Genomic DNA, 16,501 nt, shown 5'->3' with positions numbered 1-16,501 from the left:
CGCGCAGGCGCCGGCCCATGACTATCTGCTTATAATTCGATGATCATCATCGACATCGCGCGCACCATGGAAAGCAAGACCGCAAGACTTACCGTGCTTATCGACCCGGAAAAGAAAAAGGCCTTCGAACGTCTTTGCGCAAGCCAGGACATTACGCCCTCACAGGTCGTTCGCCAATTGATACGCGACTACCTGGCCCATCACGGCGTGGCCTACGGCAAGGCGGCCGACACAGCCAACCCCATCGTCAAGAACAAGCGCTAGCAAGCGCCTCGGGCAGGCTTTGCGCCACGCCGCCGGGGCCCAGTTTCTCGATCAGCCTCATTTTTCGCAGCTTGCCCAGCACCCGCTCGTTCGCCTCGGTCAGTATCACCCTGACGCCGCGCGCCTGCAGCTCGAACACGGATTGCTCCAACACCTGCAAGCCGGTCGCATCCATGAATGGGACATGCGCCAGGCGTATGACCAGTACTCTTGGATCGGCATGCGTATCGCTGAGCACGCGCTGGAAGGCATCGACTGCCGCAAAGAAGAACGGACCCTCAATCGCATAGACCAGCACGTCGGACGGTAGCGAACCCAGACCGTCGTGCTCCAATTCCCTTTGCAGCAATTGCGTATCCTGCCGCTGGACCACCACGCTTTCAGCCATCCGGCGCAGGAAATGCAGCATGGCCAGCACCACCCCTATGTTCACGGCAACGACCAGATCGGCGAATACCGTCAGGCCGAACGTGACCAGCAGAATGATCACGTCGGCGCGCGGGGCGCGGCGGACCATCTTGACCACATGGCGGATTTCGCTCATGTTCCAGGCCACCATGAACAATATCGCGGCCAGGGTGGCCAGGGGAATGCTGGCCGCCAGCGGCGCCAGGAACAGCAGCACCAGTATCAGCAACAAGGCATGCACCACCCCTGCAATGGGACTGTTGCCGCCATTGCGGATATTGGTGGCGGTGCGCGCGATGGCCCCGGTCGCGGCGATGCCGCCGAACAGCGGCGCCAGAATATTGGCCACGCCCTGCCCCACCAGTTCCTGATTGGAATTATGACGTGTACCCGCCATGCCGTCGGCCACGACCGCCGACAACAGGGACTCGATGGCGCCCAGCATGGCGATGGCGAAGGCCGGCCCGATAAGTTCAATGCAGCGGGTCAGCGTGATTTCGGGCCAGGTCAGGGAAGGCAAGCCGCGCGGAATCTCGCCAAAAGTGCTGCCTATGGTCGCCACGCTGTCGAAGTTGAAAACAGCCTGTATGCCGGTGACGACGATAAGGGCGGCTAGCGGCCCCGGTACGCGCCCCATGTACGGGATGCGCGATGTGAAGATCACCAGCAGCAGGGAAATGATCGCAAGAGCGGTGGTGGTCGGATCGAACTGCGGCAACACGTGCAGCAAGGACCAGAGCTTCTGGTGGAAATGGGTTCCGGCAACGGCGGGCAGGCCGAAAAAATCTTTCCACTGCCCCACCCAGATGATGACGCCTATGCCGGCCGTGAAGCCGATGATGACGGGCGCCGGAATGAACTTGATGACCGCGCCCAGGCGCGCTAAGCCGAACATCAGCAAGATGATGCCCGCCATCAGGGTGGCAATTTGCAGGCCGTCGACGCCATGCTGCGCGACGATGCCCGACAGAATGACGATGAAGGCCCCGGTGGGGCCTGCGATCTGCACCCGGCTTCCGCCCAGCAGCGACACCGCAATGCCGGCCACAATGGCGGTATACAGGCCCTGTTCCGGCTTGACGCCGGAGGCGATCGCGAAGGCCATGGCCAGCGGCAAGGCGACCACGCCGACAATGAGCCCCGCAACAATATTGGATAGCCAATGTTGGCGGCCTAGCAGGCCGGCGCGTTTCGCCTCGACGAGAGCAAGCATTCTGACCCTACACAAACCCATTGAATGAGTCTTTTATTATAATCCAACGCACACGACGGTCAGGGTTCCGCACACTGGCCGGCTCAGGATCGCACGGCGCAACGAGGCATGAAGGCCTATGCCTTCAGGTTTGGCGGGCAGTCTACTTGCGCAGCAGGCGTAGGCTGTTGGCCACCACGATCAGGCTGGCGCCCACGTCGGCGAACACCGCCATCCACATGGTCCCCAGGCCCGCGACGGTCAGGCCCAAGAAAGCCAGCTTGATGCCCAGGGCCAGGCAGATGTTCTGCACCAGCACACCATGCGTGGCCCGCGACAGGTGTATGAAGCGGGGAATCTTGCGCAAGTCGTCATCCATGATCGCAACGTCGGCGGTTTCAATGGCCGTATCGGTCCCCATCGCCCCCATGGCAAAACCGATATCTGCCTGGACCAGCGCCGGAGCGTCGTTGATGCCGTCGCCCACCATGCCCACCACGCCCTGGCTTGCATAGCGCCGAATGACCTCTTGCTTGCCGTCAGGCAGGAGTTCCGCATGCACGGCATCGATTCCGGCGTCACGGGCGATGTTGCGGGCCGCGCCCGCGTTGTCGCCGGACACCATTGCCGTGCGCACGCCCAGTTCGTGCAGCGCTTGTATGGCTTCCCGGCTGGACGCCTTCAAGGAATCGGAAATTGCAAACAAGGACAGGATGTTGTCGGCCGCGGCAAGCACGACCACGGTATGGCCCCGTTGCTGCCACTGCTCCACGCGCGCCGCCACATCGGCATCGGCGGGCATGCCGCGCAGGGCGGACCGATAGCTGCCCAGGAAATAATCCACGCCATCGATCGTCCCATGCACGCCGGAACCCGCCGAGGCGCGAAAGCCGTCGACCGACACAAGGGCGCCGCGCCAATCCTTGGCCAGCGCCTGCGAAGCGGGATGATCCGACCGGCTGCCCAGGCTGGCCGCCAGCTGGCGCAGGGCCGGCGCGTCCAGCGCGGAGGCGAGCGCCGCGGTATCGACCAGTTCGGGCCGGCCGTGGGTCAGGGTGCCGGTCTTATCCAGCGCCAGCCAGGCAAGCTTGCGCCCCTGTTCCAGGTAAACGCCGCCCTTGACCAGAATGCCATGGCGCGCGGCCGCCGCCAGGCCGCTGACAATTGCCACCGGCGTGGAGATCACCAGTGCGCAAGGGCAGGCAATGACCAGCAGCACCAGCGCCTTGTAGATCCAGTCGGCCCACGCTCCCTGCATCAGCAAGGGCGGGGCGATAGCGATAAGCAAGGCGATCAGGCAGATGATGGGTGTGTAGATACGTGCAAACCGATCGACGAAACGCTGGATGGGCGCCTTGCTTCCCTGCGCCTGACGCACGGCATGGATGATGCGCGCCAGCATGGTTTGATCGAAGCGCGCCGTTGCGCGGTATTCGAGCTCGCTCATGCCGTTTATGGTGCCCGCATACAGGATGTCGCCCGGCGCTTTCGTTACCGGCATGCTCTCACCCGTGATCGGCGCCTGGTTCACGGCCGAGCTGCCCCGCTCCACCTGGCCGTCCAGGCCTATGCGTTCGCCGGGACGGACGCGCAGCACTTCGCCGGGAAGCACTTCCGAAGCCGCCTTGCCGGCCCAGTTTCCTTGCGCATCCCTGGCCCATACCGTCGCCGGCGCCACTTCCATGAGCCGATCGACGGCATGCCGCGCATGCTCCAGCGATCGCTCCTCGATGTGCTCGGCAATGGCAAACAGCACCATCACCATGGCGGCCTCCGGCCAGTGGCCCAGCACGACAGCGCCGGTCACGGCGATGCTCATCAGCGCATTGATGTTCAGATCCCCCCGGGCAATGGCGGCGATTCCGTTTCGATAGGTGTCCAGTCCGCTAAGGATGACGGCCAGGACAGCCAGCACGATCGTCAGCCATGCGGGACCGCCGAACCAGCCCAGCGCCTCGGCCGACAGCGCCATGGCGGCGGCCAGGGCCAGCGGCAGCCAGGATGGCAGCCGCGAGAGCGGCGAAGCGTGCGCATGAGCGCCGCCATCGCCATGGCAATGGTCCGAGCAGCATGAAAAGGACAAATCGCCGCCGTCGGCCGGTCCGTCTGTGTGGTGATGTGATGACATGATGTTTTCCGTCGTCTTGCTTATTGCATGTGGACAGTAAACACCTTAAAGTAACTACAAGGTCAACCTTAGTCGAGGAAATCCCGAAATGCGAATAGGCGAACTGGCCAAAGCGGCCAATTGCGGCACCGAAACCATACGCTATTATGAAAAGGAAGGGCTTTTGCCCGCCCCGGAGCGCAATGACAGCAACTACCGCCACTACGGCAAAGAGCATGTCGAGCGCTTGCGCTTCATACGCAATTGCCGGACGCTGGACATGGCTCACGACGAGATCCGCAGCCTGCTGGCCTTTGTCGACAGGCCGCGAGGCGATTGCGAGCCCGTCAATGAGCTGCTGGACGAGCATATCGAACATGTCGACTTGCGGATTGCCGAGCTACAGCGCCTGCGCGATCAACTGAAGGCCTTGCGCCGGCAATGCGCCAGCGCACAATCCATCGAACAGTGCGGCATCATTCACGGCCTGGCCTCGATGCCCACCGAAGAAAAACGCCCTTCCGGCTCGCATTTGGGATAAAAACGAAAAAAGCGCAGCTTGCGCTGCGCTTTTCTTGCTACGGACAGCCCCGCCTTATTCGGCCGCGGCCACCGCCGGGTAATCTATCCACTCCTTGTCCTGCTTCCGGGACTGCAGCAGGCCCAGCACGACTTGCCAGAAAATGGCCAGCGCGCCCACGATGAATACCATGTCGCCGAATGTGCGCACCCAGCGCAAGGTTTGCAGCAGCGGCTGCTGCATGAACTCTTCGCTGCGGGCATACCACATGCCTTCGGTCACGCTGGCGTAGAACTGGATAATACCGATAGGCAGCAGGCTGGTTGCAATCATCAGCACCAAGCCGGCATTCAGGCCCCAGAAGCCGGTACGCATGACCTTGTCATTGAAGGAAAAACCCGGAACGACATAGCGCAGGACCAGCAGGGTGAAGCCGATGGCCAGGAAGCCGTACACACCGAACAAGGCTGCATGAGCATGCACGGGAGTGGTATTCAGACCCTGAATGTAATACAGCGAGATGGGCGGATTGACCATGAAGCCGAATACGCCGGCGCCCAGCATATTCCAGAACGCCACAGCCACGAAACACATCAGCGGCCACTTGACGGCCTGCATCCAGGGCGCGCGCTCCTTAAGGCGCCAGTTTTCCCAGGCTTCGTAACCCAGCACGATCAAGGGCACCACTTCAAGCGCGCTGAAGCTTGCGCCTATCGCCATGACCGGCGTGGTCGTTCCCGAGAAATACATGTGATGCAGGGTGCCGGGTACGCCGCCCAGCATGAACAGCGAGGCCGAGGCCAGGCTGGCCGCCGTCGCGCCGCGCCGGGAGACCAGGCCCATGGTTGCAAAGATGAACGCGAGGGCGGTGGTTGCGAACACTTCGAAGAAGCCTTCCACCCAAAGATGAACCACCCACCAGCGCCAGTACTCCATGATGGTGATGTGCGTGCGTTCGCCGTAGAACAGGCCGGTGCCGTAGAACAGGCCGATGGCGATGGTCGATGCCGCCAGCAAGGCCAGCAGGTTCTTGTCGCCGCCCTTCTTGAAAGCGGGCAGCATGCCGCGCAGCATCAGCAGCAGCCAGAATGCCAGTCCCAGGAACTTCACGATCTGCCAAACGCGGCCCAGTTCCAGATATTCATAGCCCTGGTGGCCCAGCCAGAAGTTCAGCTTCTCGGGCATGATGTGCTTGATGGCCAGGAAGTTGCCGATGTACGAGCCCACCACCAGCACAACCAGCGCCCAGAACAGGACGTCGACGCCCAGCTTCTGGTGTTTGGGGTCTTTTCCACCATTGATGACGGGGGCCAGGAAGAGGCCGGCCGCCAGAAAGCCCGTGGCAATCCAGAACAAGGCGGTTTGCAGGTGCCAGGTGCGCGTCAGCGAATAAGGGAACCACTGCGACACGTCGATGCCGTAGAAGGTCTGGCCTTCGACGGTATAGTGCGCGGTGAATCCGCCCAGCAGGACCTGGGCGACAAACAGCGCGACGACCAGGAACAGATATTTGCCCAGCGCCCTTTGCGAAGGCGTCAGCGCGCCCAGCGTCAGGGGGTCGGACTTGGGCGCCACCGGCTCGGGTTCTTCGCGATGCAGGAAGGCCCAGCCCCATACCAGGAAGGCAATGCCGGCGATCAGGAAGACCACGCTGGCGATGGACCACATGATGTTGGCCGACGAGGGCTTGTTGTCCACCAGCGGCTCATGCGGCCAGTTGTTGGTATAGGTGACATGGCTGTTGGGACGCTCTGTCGAGGCGGCCCATGCCGTCCAGAAATAGAAGTTCGTCAAGTCGTGACGGCGCTGGGCGCTGGGCAGCGTGTCTTCCTTCATGGCGAAGTTGGAACGCGTGCTGCGCAGTTCCGGGTCGGCGCCGTACAGCTTCTTGTAGTACTCGGCCGTCTGCGCCATGGCTTGTGCGCGCCGCTCCGAAACCGTCACCACGCCGGTATCCGGATTCAGCGTATTGCGGCGATACTCGGTTTTAAGCTGGTTCTTAAGCACCACCTGCCGATCGGCATCCAGTTGGGCGAACGGCACGCCGGCCGTTTCCTGCCCGGCCAGATCCAGCCAAGTGGTCAATTCGCGATGCAGCCAATCCGCGCTCCAGTCGGGCGCCTGATAAGCGCCGTGGCCCCAGACGGAACCCACCTGCATGCCGCCCGTGCTTTGCCAGGCGGTTTGACCGTTCAGGATGTCGTCCTGGGTCATCAGCACCTTGCCCGACACGGTGACTACTTTTTGGGGGATAGGCGGCACTTGCCGGTAGATTTCCACGCCGCTCCAACCCAGGATACCGAATGTTATGGCCAGGACGGCCAATAACAACCACCATAACTTCTTGTACTCACCCATGATGAGCTCCTTCTGCTGCACTCGAGGCATTTAGAAACAGCACGTCGTTCTCGAGTTGGATGTGCTGTATAAGATCGTTGTTGAATTGTTCCAGGGCGCCATACAGATTGCGCCATGTGCCGCAGGCATTTTCCGGCAGCGACAGATTGCGCGTCATGAGATTTATCAAGCCCAGCGAATTTAAATGCTGGCCGTGTTCGAAACGCATCACCGAAACCGGAGCCCGGGCCGGCCCGTTCAAGCCGCGCACCAGCAGGGGAAAAAGCACCTGCTCTTCCTTCATCATGTGGCTTTCCAGTTCCTGGCGCAGCCCCTCCAGCGCGTCGGCCAGTCCCGCGGGGCAGTCGGGCTGGTCGGCATGCACGTGTTCCACCCGGCGCGAAAGCCGAATAAGCTCGGGCAACTGCTCCCTGTGGCGTTCATGAAAATTCGCCACGATGTAGTCCACCAGTTCGCCGACAGGCCTCTGCCGCCAATCGGCATCTTCCTTCGCGCTGGCTAAATTCGTTTCCATACTGCGTTTTCCTTGTGGAAAGTTGATCCCGCATCCACTAACGCAATAGACATGCCAGCTTTTAAATGCTTATTTATCAAGGGCTAAATCCATTCAGGGTATATAAAACCTAAATTAACAGGGTGTTAAAAACCCTAAATGGGTATAATCAACCTATGGATCAGCTTATTCTCGCGGACCTGGTTACCGATTTGCCCGATGCCGTGCGGCTGCAACGGGCTGTGCATACCTTACGCGAGCGCTTCGAATGCGACGCGGTCGGCCTGTTGCGGCTGGACGACGACAGCCTGCGTTTGGTGGCTGCATCGGGACTTGCGCACGAAGCCATGGGCAGACGCTTCGTGGTCGCCCAACACCCGCGCTTTGCCACCATCCTGTCGCGGCGCGAACCTACCTGGTTTGAACCGGACAGCGTTCTGGCCGATCCTTACGACGGCCTGCTGGACGACAAGAAAGGCCTGCCGCTACCCGTCCATGACTGCTTGGGCATGAGCCTGTATATAGAAGGCCGTCTGTGGGGCGCCCTGACGCTGGACGCCCTGGCCACCGGCACTTTCGACGCCGCGGGGCAAGCCGAGCTGCAGCGCTTCGGCTTGATGCTGGAAGCGGCCATACGCATAACCGCCCTGGAAAAAGAAAACCGCAATCTGCGCCAGCTTGGCAGCACGGCCGGCGGTTCAATGCAGATCGTGGACGAAAACGAGATTCTGGGCGAAAGCGCGGCCATATCCCAGCTGCTGCACGAACTGAATGTCGTGGCCGATTCCGACCTGCCCGTCTTGCTGCTAGGTGAAACCGGAGTCGGCAAAGAGCTGTTTGCACGCCGGCTGCACCGCCATTCGCGGCGCAGCCGCAAACCCATGGTGCACGTCAATTGCGCGGCCCTGCCCGAATCGCTGGCCGAAAGCGAGCTCTTCGGTCATGTCAAAGGCGCATTTTCCGGCGCCACCAGCGATCGCGCGGGACGCTTTGAAGCGGCACAAGGCGGAACCCTGTTCCTGGATGAAGTCGGCGAGCTGCCGCTGTCGGTGCAGGCCAAATTGCTGCGCGCCCTGCAGAACGGTGAAATCCAGCGGCTGGGCACCGATGTCGTCATCAAGACCGATGTCCGCATCATTGCCGCTACCAATCGGCAGCTCAAGGAAAATACCTTGGCGGGAACCTTTCGTGCCGACCTGTATCATCGCCTGTCGGTGTATCCGGTGCTTATTCCGCCGCTGCGCGAGCGCGGCCGCGACATATTGCTGCTGGCGGGCCATTTTCTTGAACTGAGCCGCGCCCGTCTGGGCCTGCGCGGCCTGCGCCTGTCGTACGCCGCCGAACGCGCCCTGATGGGCTACAACTGGCCGGGCAATGTACGCGAACTCGAGCACGTCATCAGCCGCGCCGCAATCAAGACACTTAGCCGGGGCGCCTCGCGCGATCAGATACTTACGCTGAGCCCCGACGTGCTGGACGTGGACATCGCCGAATCCGCCGCCCAGTCCCTGGAGGACACACACGTTTCGCGACTCCATCCGGATGCCTCCGCCGGTGTCGCGGCAAAGCCGGCCGCAGACTTTGCCGCGGACGACGATCTTTATGCCGTTGAACCGTTCTATGGCTCTGGCGGCCCGCCCATTTCCAGTCCGCCCAGCCCTGCGCCGGCGTCCCATGCCCCGGCCAGGCTGCTTCCCTTGCGCGAGGCACTGGACGAATGCCAGCGCCGCGCTGTACAAGACGCATTGCAGGCCGCGCGGCACAATTGGACCCACGCTGCGCGAATCTTGCAGATAGACCCCAGCAACCTGCACAAGCTGGCCAGGAAACTGGGGCTGAAATCAGCCTCAAAAATGTAACAGCGGATACTTTCTCTAAACTTATTCCAGTGGCCGGCTTGGAAAAAACTTCCTACACTCCGTACCGCCTAGTACAAAAAGCCCGTACGCAAGGCGTGTGGCTGGGATGCAAAACATCTCTTTGATACGCAGGAGCTCCGGGCGTTAATAAAGGACTGATCATGGCACTGCGAAAAAGTCATCTTGCTACAGCGATCATTGTTGCTTTTCTATCCACCCAGCCCGCCCTGGCGGACAAACCCGCTCACGCGGGAGGGGGTGGCGGCGGCCAAGGCAAAGGCCAAAGCCAAAACCACGACAGGGGCAATGGCAACGGCAAGCAGGACAAGGCGGAAAAGAACGTGCATGGCTCACGCGGCGAATCGCCGGACAGAGCGGACCGCTCGGGGAAGTCAAGTCACCAAAGACAAGTGGATAGCCGGAATAGCGGAAACCGCGACCGGGACTACCGGGGCGATCGCGGCGACTCCCTTTCCATCAATATTCACTTCAACGACCAGCAACGAAGCTATCTGCGCGAGTACTACGGCGAAGAGTTCCGCGCCGGACGCTGCCCGCCGGGCCTGGCAAAAAAACATAATGGCTGCATGCCGCCGGGGCAGGCAAAGAAGTGGCGGATGGGCTATCCGCTGGACCGCGATGTTATCTTTTACGACCTGCCACCCACCATCGTGGCGCGCATCGGACTGCCGCCGTCCGGCTACCGCTATGTGCGCGTGGCCAGCGACATCCTGATGATCGCCATAGGCACAGGCCTGGTCGTCGATGCGGTGGCGGATCTGGCCAATATGTAACAACCTCCACAGCCGGCCTTGCTAGCCGGCGAACCCGCCTTCGTGAAGGAAGCGCAGTTCTTCAGGCGTACTGATGCGTCCCAGTTCGGGATTGCGGTGCGGGAATCGACCAAACCGGGCGATGATGTCGTGATGATCTTGCGCAAAGTGGCTATTCGCCGGGCTGTGCCGCTGGTACAGCTCCAGCCCGTAGCGCTGGTCCGCCAGGCTTTCCGAATGAATGAAGGGCACGCAAAGAAAAAGCGCCAACGGTTCGCCGACCTGCTCCAGGCGCCCCGCCGTTATGGCTTGCCGCGCGCAATGGCGGGCCAAGCCGTCGGTGGCGTACATATGCGCCGTGCCGCGAAAGGCATTGCGCGGAAATTGATCCAGCAAAAGCACCAGGGCCAGGCTGGCCATTGCATCGTCCAGCCAATGATCAAGCTCCCGGCGGGCCGCCGCAAAGTGCGCATCGCTGAACCCTTGACAAAAGGCCGCGTCGAAATCCGGATTCTTGGCGAACCAGGCGGCGGGGCCGGCCTGGTTCCAGAAGTCGATGAGAGCATCGGCCTGGCTGTAAGGCGCCCGACTGTCCACGCTAGCGCCCCGCCGCCGCGGCGCTGACACCGCCGGCCATCCCCATGTCATGCTTGGGAAAATCGATAAGCCGTGTACGGACTTCGCTTTCCGAAATGCCGGTGGTCTCTGATCCCGCGCGGCTAAGCGCCGCGATCAGCGCCGCCTTTTGTTCGACCGTGCGCCCCGCGATAAATTCGACCACGAACATCAGCCCTTCCGTATCGAACTGGCCGGCATTGAGGTAGCAGCCATCCTGCAACTCATGCAACAGAACTCGAACGCTGGCCACCGGCGCGCCTATGCTTTGCACCACGGCGTCGCTGGTCCGCTGCATAAGCTGCTTTTTCTGAGCCGCCGAGAATCCCGGTGTAATCGATATGGTGACGTAAGGCATATGACCTCTTGATGGTGGGAAGACAAGCGTCGATTATCGCTGCATCAGGGCGCCCCGCACAAGCACACGCCGCCATCCCTTGTTAATATCCATTGTGCGCCCCCCCCGCCGGCCCACCCGACCCAAGGAGCATGCATGCCGTCACCCCAAGTCCAGCCTTTCTTCGACGAACAAACCTCGACGTTCTCCTACGTGGTCTACCAGGCCGGCGATCCGTCCTGCGCCATCATCGACTCCGTACTGGATTACGATCCGAAATCCGGTCGCACGGCCACGGACTCGGCCGATGAAATCATCGAGTTCGTGCGCCGCGAAAAATTGGCGGTGCAATGGATACTGGAAACACATGCCCACGCCGACCACCTGTCGGCGGCGGCCCACTTGAAAGCGGTGCTGGGCGGGCGCATCGCCATCGGGAAACACATCATGCAGGTGCAGGCGTCGTTCAAGGAGATCTTCAATCTGAAAGATGATTTCGCACCCGACGGCCGGCAATTCGACCACCTGTTCGAAGACGGCGAAACCTTCATGATCGGACAAATGAAGGCAAGCGCCCTGCACGTGCCCGGGCACACGCCGGCCGATCTGGCCTACCGTATCGACGGCCTGGGCGTATTCGTGGGCGATACCCTGTTCATGCCCGACTTGGGCACCGCGCGCTGCGACTTTCCGGGGGGCGACGCCCATGCGCTGTATCGATCGATACGGCGCATACTGAGCTTGGACGAGAGCACCGCGCTGTATCTTTGCCATGACTACCCGCCCGAGAATCGTTCGCGCCAGTGCCGCAGCACGGTCGCTGAACAGCGCCGGCACAACATCCATGTCCATGACGGCATCAACGAGACCGAATTCGTGGCCATGCGCACGGCCCGCGACGAGACCCTGGACATGCCCGTTCTGATCCTGCCCGCCATCCAGTTGAACATCCGCGCAGGCGAGCCCCCCACACCCGAGGACAACGGCGTCCACTACCTGAAAATCCCGTTGAATCAGCTTTAATCAATAGCGCTTCCGGAACATTTCGCACACAATGCGGTCTCTGTAGCTTTTTGAATCGCCGCGGTAACGGAGCGTGAATGAACTGGAACAATGTATTGATGGATAGCGGCATATGGCTGGCCCAAGCCTATGCCATTACGGTGGCGATGGCCGCCGCGACGATATGGGGCTTGGCCAGATTCACCATATGGGGCCGGCAGTTCTGGGCCTTGGCGGCGGAGTATTTTTCTCCGCGCCGCCATTGGCGCCCCTTGGCGACCCTGGCGCTCATCCTGTTCCTGACCTTGTGCGGCGTGCGCCTGGAAGTGCTGTTCTCGGCCTGGTACAACACCATGTACAGCGCATTGCAGAAACTGGACAGTGCGGGCTTCTGGACAGCCATGCTGATTTTCGCCATCCTGGCCACCGCCCATGTCATACGATCGTTGATCGACTTTTACATGCAGCAGGCCTTTACCATCCGGTGGCGGGTCTGGCTTAACGAAAAGCTGCTGGGCCAGTGGCTGGATGGGCGGTCCTACTATCGCAGCCAGTATCTGGACGCTCCCGTCGACAACCCGGATCAACGCATACAACAAGACGTTGCCACCTTCGTGGAAATGTCCTTGTCGCTGTCGATGGGCGTCGTCAACGCCCTGGTCTCCACCTTTGCCTTCACCCTGATCTTGTGGAGCCTGTCGGGGCCGCTGGCAGTGCTCGGCACGGAAGTGCCGCGCGCCATGGTCTTCCTGGTATTCGCTTATGTGCTCATCGCCACGGTGTTCGCCATCGGGATCGGCCGCCCTCTTATCCTGCTGAATTTCCTGAATGAACGCTACAACGCCGATTACCGCTACGCCTTGGTGCGGCTGCGCGAATATTCTGAAAGCATCGCTTTCTATGCCGGCGAAAAAGTGGAAGGCGCCCTGCTGCGTAGCCGTTTCGCCAACGTCATCGGCAACGCCTGGGCCATCGTTTACCGAACCTTGAAATTCCTGGGCTTCAACTTCACGGTTACGCAGACGGCGGTGGTTTTCCCCTTCATCATCCAGGCGCAGCGCTTTTTCTCCAAACAGATCAGCCTGGGCGACCTGATGCAAACAGCCCAGGCCTTCGGCCGCCTGCAGGACAATCTGTCGTTCTTCCGCAATGCCTACGACAGCTTCGCCACGTATCGCGCCACGCTGAATCGCCTGAGCGGCTTTACCAAGGCCATTGCCGACGCCGGCGCGCTGCCGGAGCCGGAACTGCGCGAGGAAGGATCGGCCCTCGTCCTGCACGGACTGTCCATAACAACGCCGGACGGGGCTCCCTTGGTGGACAAGCTGGATCTCCTTGCCGGTCCTGGCGAGTCTCTGCTTATACGCGGCCCGTCCGGCTCGGGCAAGACCACACTGCTGCGAGCCGTGGCCGGCCTGTGGCCATACTGCCAGGGAACCATCACCCGTCCCGAAGGCGAATTACTGTTCCTGTCCCAGAAGCCTTATCTGCCGCAAGGCAGCCTGCGCGACGCCCTGCACTACCCGAAGAAAGCCGACCCGGACTCCGCTCAAGCCGGCGGAAGGGCCGAACAGGTGCTGGCGACGGTCCAGCTTGGGCATCTGGCCGCGCGCCTGGATCAAGTCGATGACTGGGGCCGCATCCTGTCGTTGGGCGAACAGCAGCGCCTGGCCTTCGGCCGGCTGTTGTTGGCCGCGCCGCGTGCCGCCTTCCTGGACGAAGCCACCTCGGCCATGGACGAAGGCCTGGAAGACGCCATGTACCGCCTGGTGCGCGAGCAGTTGCCCGATACCGTGCTGCTGAGCGTGGGCCACCGTAGCACGCTGTTTGCGCATCACGGACGCCAGTTGATACTGAAGGGTGATGGAACAGGTGCCTGGGAATTAGCGGAAACGCCGAAGACGCCCAGCTGATACGATAGGCCCGGCCGCAAGGATGGGCCGGGTGAACTACACTGCCAATGCATAAAACTTACGGGCACTACGATGAATTACTTTTTTATCAAACATCTGCACATGACGGCCGCCGGCCTGAGCATTATCTTCTTCATCATCCGGGCGTACTGGTCGGTATCGGGCTCGGGCCTGCTGCAGCGCCGTTTCGTAAAGATAGCGCCTCATATCATCGATACGGTATTGTTGGTCTGCGGGGTGATCCTGGCGGCGATGATCGGCCCCGAGCAGCCGTGGATACTGGCCAAGATCGTCGCCCTGATCCTGTATATAGGCGTGGGCGCCATCGCCATCAAGCGCGGCAAGACTCCGGCATCGCGCGGTGTCGCCGCCCTGATCGCGATCGCCATTTTCTTTTATATTGTGGGCGTGGCCATTCGGCACAACCCGATGTCGTGGCTGGCCTGATCAGGCCCTTCCCCACAAGGCGGTCGCGGCCGGCCTAGGCTTACCAGGCCCCAAGCAGGCGCTGCACCGCCAGGCTGCTGCCCGCGACAGCCAGCCACACGCCCAGACCCAGGGCAATGGGCCGCAAGCCGGCGACGGCCATCCGCCGTAGATCGGACGACAGGCCGATAGCCGTCAAGGCCACGATAATCAGAAACTGCGCCAGGAAATGAATGCTCGCATTCAGATGCTCCGGGATCAGGCCCGTGGAGCGCAGGGCCGAAGCGACCAGAAACCACAAGATAAACCAAGGGAAAATGCGCGCCAGGCTGAAGCCGGCCGTGCCCTGCTTTTTTTCACGCCAGGCCACCATGACGGCCAGCACCAGGCAAATCGGAATGATCAAGGTCGCCCGGGTCAGCTTGACGATGGTGGCGTAATCGCCCGCCGCCGTGCTGTAGCTATAACCCGCCGCCACGACCGACGAAGTATCGTTGATGGCCGTTCCCGCCCACATGCCGAAGCCCGCGTCCGACATGGATAGCCAATGGCCCAGCAAAGGAAAAGCCAGTACCGCCACGATGTTGAATAGGAAAATGGTCGAAATCGCGAAAGCGGTTTCATGCTCTTCCGGCTTGATGATGGGCGTTACCGCGGCGATGGCAGATCCGCCGCAAATGGCGGTGCCCACGCCAATAAGAGTCTTGAGCCGGGCCGGTATCCCCAGCCATTTGCCCAACAGGGCGGCCGAGCCGAATGCCACGACAAGGGTGATTAGCGTGACCCAAAGCGATTCCAGGCCGGTCTGTGCGACCTGCTGAATGCTAAGTCCGAAACCCAGGGCAATAATGGACCATTGCAGTATCTGCTTGGATGCAAACTGCAGGCCAGGCTTGAATACCGGCCCGATCCCGACTGTATTGCGTATAGCAATGCCCAGCAGAATGCCGAAAACCGGGCCGCCGATAATCGGCATCCAGCGCCCCAGCATCATGGCGAACACGCCCACCACCACGGCCAGCGCCAGACCGTACAGAGGAGACGGGGCGCGCGGCGCCGCATCGGCTTGCCGGCTCTCATGCGACAAAGACGCCCCCTGCATGGCCCCGGCCGGCGGCACGGCGCCGGGAAACAAGGAAATCGAAGCACGGGCGGGATCAGACATGGGAGCAAATTCGCATTTGATAATAACGTGGGGTTATTTTAAATATGACAAGTTAATAAGCAAATTCACTAATCCTGAATTGTTGTATAAAATTTATTGATGATAGGAATAAGCATACGCCAGCTCGAAGTCTTCGTTGCCATCGCCGCGTCGGGTACAGTCCGCGCCGCGGCGGAACGGCTGTTCGTCACCCAGCCGGCCGTCAGCATGGCTTTGTCCGAACTGGAACGCCAACTGAACGCGCAGTTGTTCGATCGCGAACGGGGACGGCTGCACCTGAGCCCGCGCGGCAAAGAGCTCTTGCCGATGGCTCAGGAGATCATCGAACGCCTGCACGAAATGCTGCGCCAGACCGGCGAGCAGCCCCTGGCGCTGACGGGCGAACTGCGCGTGGGCGCCAGCAACACCATAGGCAATTACCTGGTCGGCGACCTGTTGGGCCCTTTCGTTGCGCTGCATCCCGCGGTCTCTCTGCACGTCAGCGTGGAAAACACGGATACCATTGCCGCCGGCCTGTTGGCGCATCGCATCGATATCGGCTGCGTGGAAGGTCCCGTCAACCACCCGCAACTGGAGATTCTGCCCTGGCGCGATGACGCCCTGGTGGTCTGCGCCGCGCCTTCGCATCCTCTGGCGCAAACAAGCGAATTGAAAGCCCGGCATTTCAAGGACGCCAAATGGATACTGCGGGAACGGGGATCGGCCATGCGGGTGCAAGCCGAACAGGTGCTCAGCGCGCTGCCCGCCGGAAAGATCGTGCTGGAGCTGGGCCAGGTCGAAGCCATCAAGCAGGCTGTCATAGCCGGCTTGGGCATCGCCTGCCTGCCTTACGCGGCGGCGCGCGACCCGGTAGCCACCGGCCGCCTGCGTATCCTGGATACGCCCTTTCTGAACCTGCGCAGAAGGCTGTCGCTGGTTCTGCACAAGTCCCGCTATCGGGGCGCGCTGATCGACGCCTTCGTGGCAAGCCTGGCGGCGGCACCCGATAGTGTTATGGTGAACGGTATCGACGCGCAGCGCCGCAGCAAAGGCATTCAACCATGAGTCAACAGCTCAAGCTCTTTCCCGA

At 61.4% G+C, this 16,501-nt stretch carries 15 protein-coding genes; 8 read left to right on the top strand and 7 right to left on the bottom strand.

Features of this window, described 5'->3' with window-relative positions; translation table 11 throughout:
- Window positions 1-66 precede the first annotated feature (66 nt).
- Window positions 67-264 (top strand): ribbon-helix-helix protein, CopG family, encoded by a 198-nt coding sequence (locus V0R37_RS12980; RefSeq protein WP_420375034.1) that lies wholly within the window; start codon window positions 67-69, stop codon window positions 262-264.
- Here V0R37_RS12980 and V0R37_RS12975 read toward each other — a convergent pair.
- Together V0R37_RS12975 and V0R37_RS12970 are read right to left on the bottom strand one after the other, a co-directional pair.
- Window positions 248-1,885, bottom strand: a complete 1,638-nt coding sequence (locus tag V0R37_RS12975; protein WP_420374914.1) for a SulP family inorganic anion transporter — start codon at window positions 1,883-1,885, stop codon at window positions 248-250. The genes V0R37_RS12980 and V0R37_RS12975 overlap by 17 nt on opposite strands.
- 142 nt (window positions 1,886-2,027) lie before the next feature.
- Window positions 2,028-3,992 (bottom strand): heavy metal translocating P-type ATPase, encoded by a 1,965-nt coding sequence (locus tag V0R37_RS12970; protein WP_420374913.1) that lies wholly within the window; start codon window positions 3,990-3,992, stop codon window positions 2,028-2,030.
- An 88-nt stretch (window positions 3,993-4,080) separates the two neighbouring features.
- On the opposite strand from V0R37_RS12970, the gene cadR reads away from it, so the two are divergent.
- Window positions 4,081-4,512, top strand: coding sequence for a Cd(II)/Pb(II)-responsive transcriptional regulator (cadR, locus tag V0R37_RS12965; protein ID WP_420374912.1), 432 nt, complete (start codon window positions 4,081-4,083; stop codon window positions 4,510-4,512).
- A 54-nt stretch (window positions 4,513-4,566) separates the two neighbouring features.
- Here the strand turns inward: cadR and V0R37_RS12960 are convergent, their stop codons facing one another.
- Entirely contained in the window at window positions 4,567-6,849 is a 2,283-nt protein-coding gene (locus V0R37_RS12960; RefSeq protein ID WP_420374911.1) for a nitric-oxide reductase large subunit, read from the bottom strand.
- On the bottom strand, window positions 6,842-7,363 hold the full coding sequence (locus V0R37_RS12955) for a hemerythrin domain-containing protein (protein WP_420374910.1): 522 nt from the start codon (window positions 7,361-7,363) through the stop codon (window positions 6,842-6,844). The genes V0R37_RS12960 and V0R37_RS12955 overlap by 8 nt, the downstream gene beginning before the upstream one ends.
- Window positions 7,364-7,518: 155 nt before the next feature.
- On the opposite strand from V0R37_RS12955, the gene norR reads away from it, so the two are divergent.
- Complete coding sequence (gene norR / locus V0R37_RS12950) at window positions 7,519-9,201, top strand: nitric oxide reductase transcriptional regulator NorR (protein ID WP_420374909.1); 1,683 nt, start codon at window positions 7,519-7,521, stop codon at window positions 9,199-9,201.
- Window positions 9,202-9,362: 161 nt separating this feature from the next.
- A complete protein-coding gene (locus V0R37_RS12945; RefSeq protein ID WP_420374908.1) occupies window positions 9,363-9,995 on the top strand; it encodes a hypothetical protein in 633 nt (210 codons plus the stop codon).
- Between the two features lie 21 nt (window positions 9,996-10,016).
- Here the strand turns inward: V0R37_RS12945 and V0R37_RS12940 are convergent, their stop codons facing one another.
- Window positions 10,017-10,571 (bottom strand): DUF924 family protein, encoded by a 555-nt coding sequence (locus V0R37_RS12940; protein WP_420374907.1) that lies wholly within the window; start codon window positions 10,569-10,571, stop codon window positions 10,017-10,019.
- 1 nt (window position 10,572) lies between these two features.
- Entirely contained in the window at window positions 10,573-10,947 is a 375-nt protein-coding gene (locus tag V0R37_RS12935) for a tautomerase family protein (RefSeq protein ID WP_420374906.1), read from the bottom strand.
- A gap of 135 nt (window positions 10,948-11,082) precedes the next feature.
- Between V0R37_RS12935 and V0R37_RS12930 the strand changes: the two genes are divergently transcribed.
- The 3 genes from V0R37_RS12930 (at window position 11,083) to V0R37_RS12920 (ending at window position 14,288) form a co-directional block, all read left to right on the top strand.
- The gene (locus tag V0R37_RS12930) at window positions 11,083-11,949 is read left to right on the top strand and encodes an MBL fold metallo-hydrolase (protein WP_420374905.1); all 867 of its coding nucleotides are present in this window, start codon (window positions 11,083-11,085) and stop codon (window positions 11,947-11,949) included.
- 77 nt (window positions 11,950-12,026) lie between these two features.
- The gene (locus V0R37_RS12925; RefSeq protein WP_420374904.1) at window positions 12,027-13,841 is read left to right on the top strand and encodes an ABC transporter ATP-binding protein/permease; all 1,815 of its coding nucleotides are present in this window, start codon (window positions 12,027-12,029) and stop codon (window positions 13,839-13,841) included.
- A gap of 72 nt (window positions 13,842-13,913) precedes the next feature.
- The gene (locus tag V0R37_RS12920; protein WP_420374903.1) at window positions 13,914-14,288 is read left to right on the top strand and encodes a SirB2 family protein; all 375 of its coding nucleotides are present in this window, start codon (window positions 13,914-13,916) and stop codon (window positions 14,286-14,288) included.
- Window positions 14,289-14,328: 40 nt separating this feature from the next.
- Here the strand turns inward: V0R37_RS12920 and V0R37_RS12915 are convergent, their stop codons facing one another.
- Complete coding sequence (locus tag V0R37_RS12915; protein WP_489685803.1) at window positions 14,329-15,432, bottom strand: YeiH family protein; 1,104 nt, start codon at window positions 15,430-15,432, stop codon at window positions 14,329-14,331.
- 99 nt (window positions 15,433-15,531) lie between these two features.
- Between V0R37_RS12915 and V0R37_RS12910 the strand changes: the two genes are divergently transcribed.
- Window positions 15,532-16,476 carry a LysR substrate-binding domain-containing protein gene (locus V0R37_RS12910; protein WP_420374902.1) on the top strand — a complete coding sequence of 315 codons (945 nt, stop codon included), beginning with the start codon at window positions 15,532-15,534 and terminating at the stop codon, window positions 16,474-16,476.
- The last annotated feature ends 25 nt before the right edge of the window (window positions 16,477-16,501 follow it).

Origin of the sequence: Pollutimonas rozaliensis, from assembly GCF_048751585.1 — a bacterium.
Lineage (GTDB): Bacteria > Pseudomonadota > Gammaproteobacteria > Burkholderiales > Burkholderiaceae_B.
Note: the sequence above shows the minus strand (reverse complement) of the source record. Positions and strands in the feature narration are given on the sequence as shown.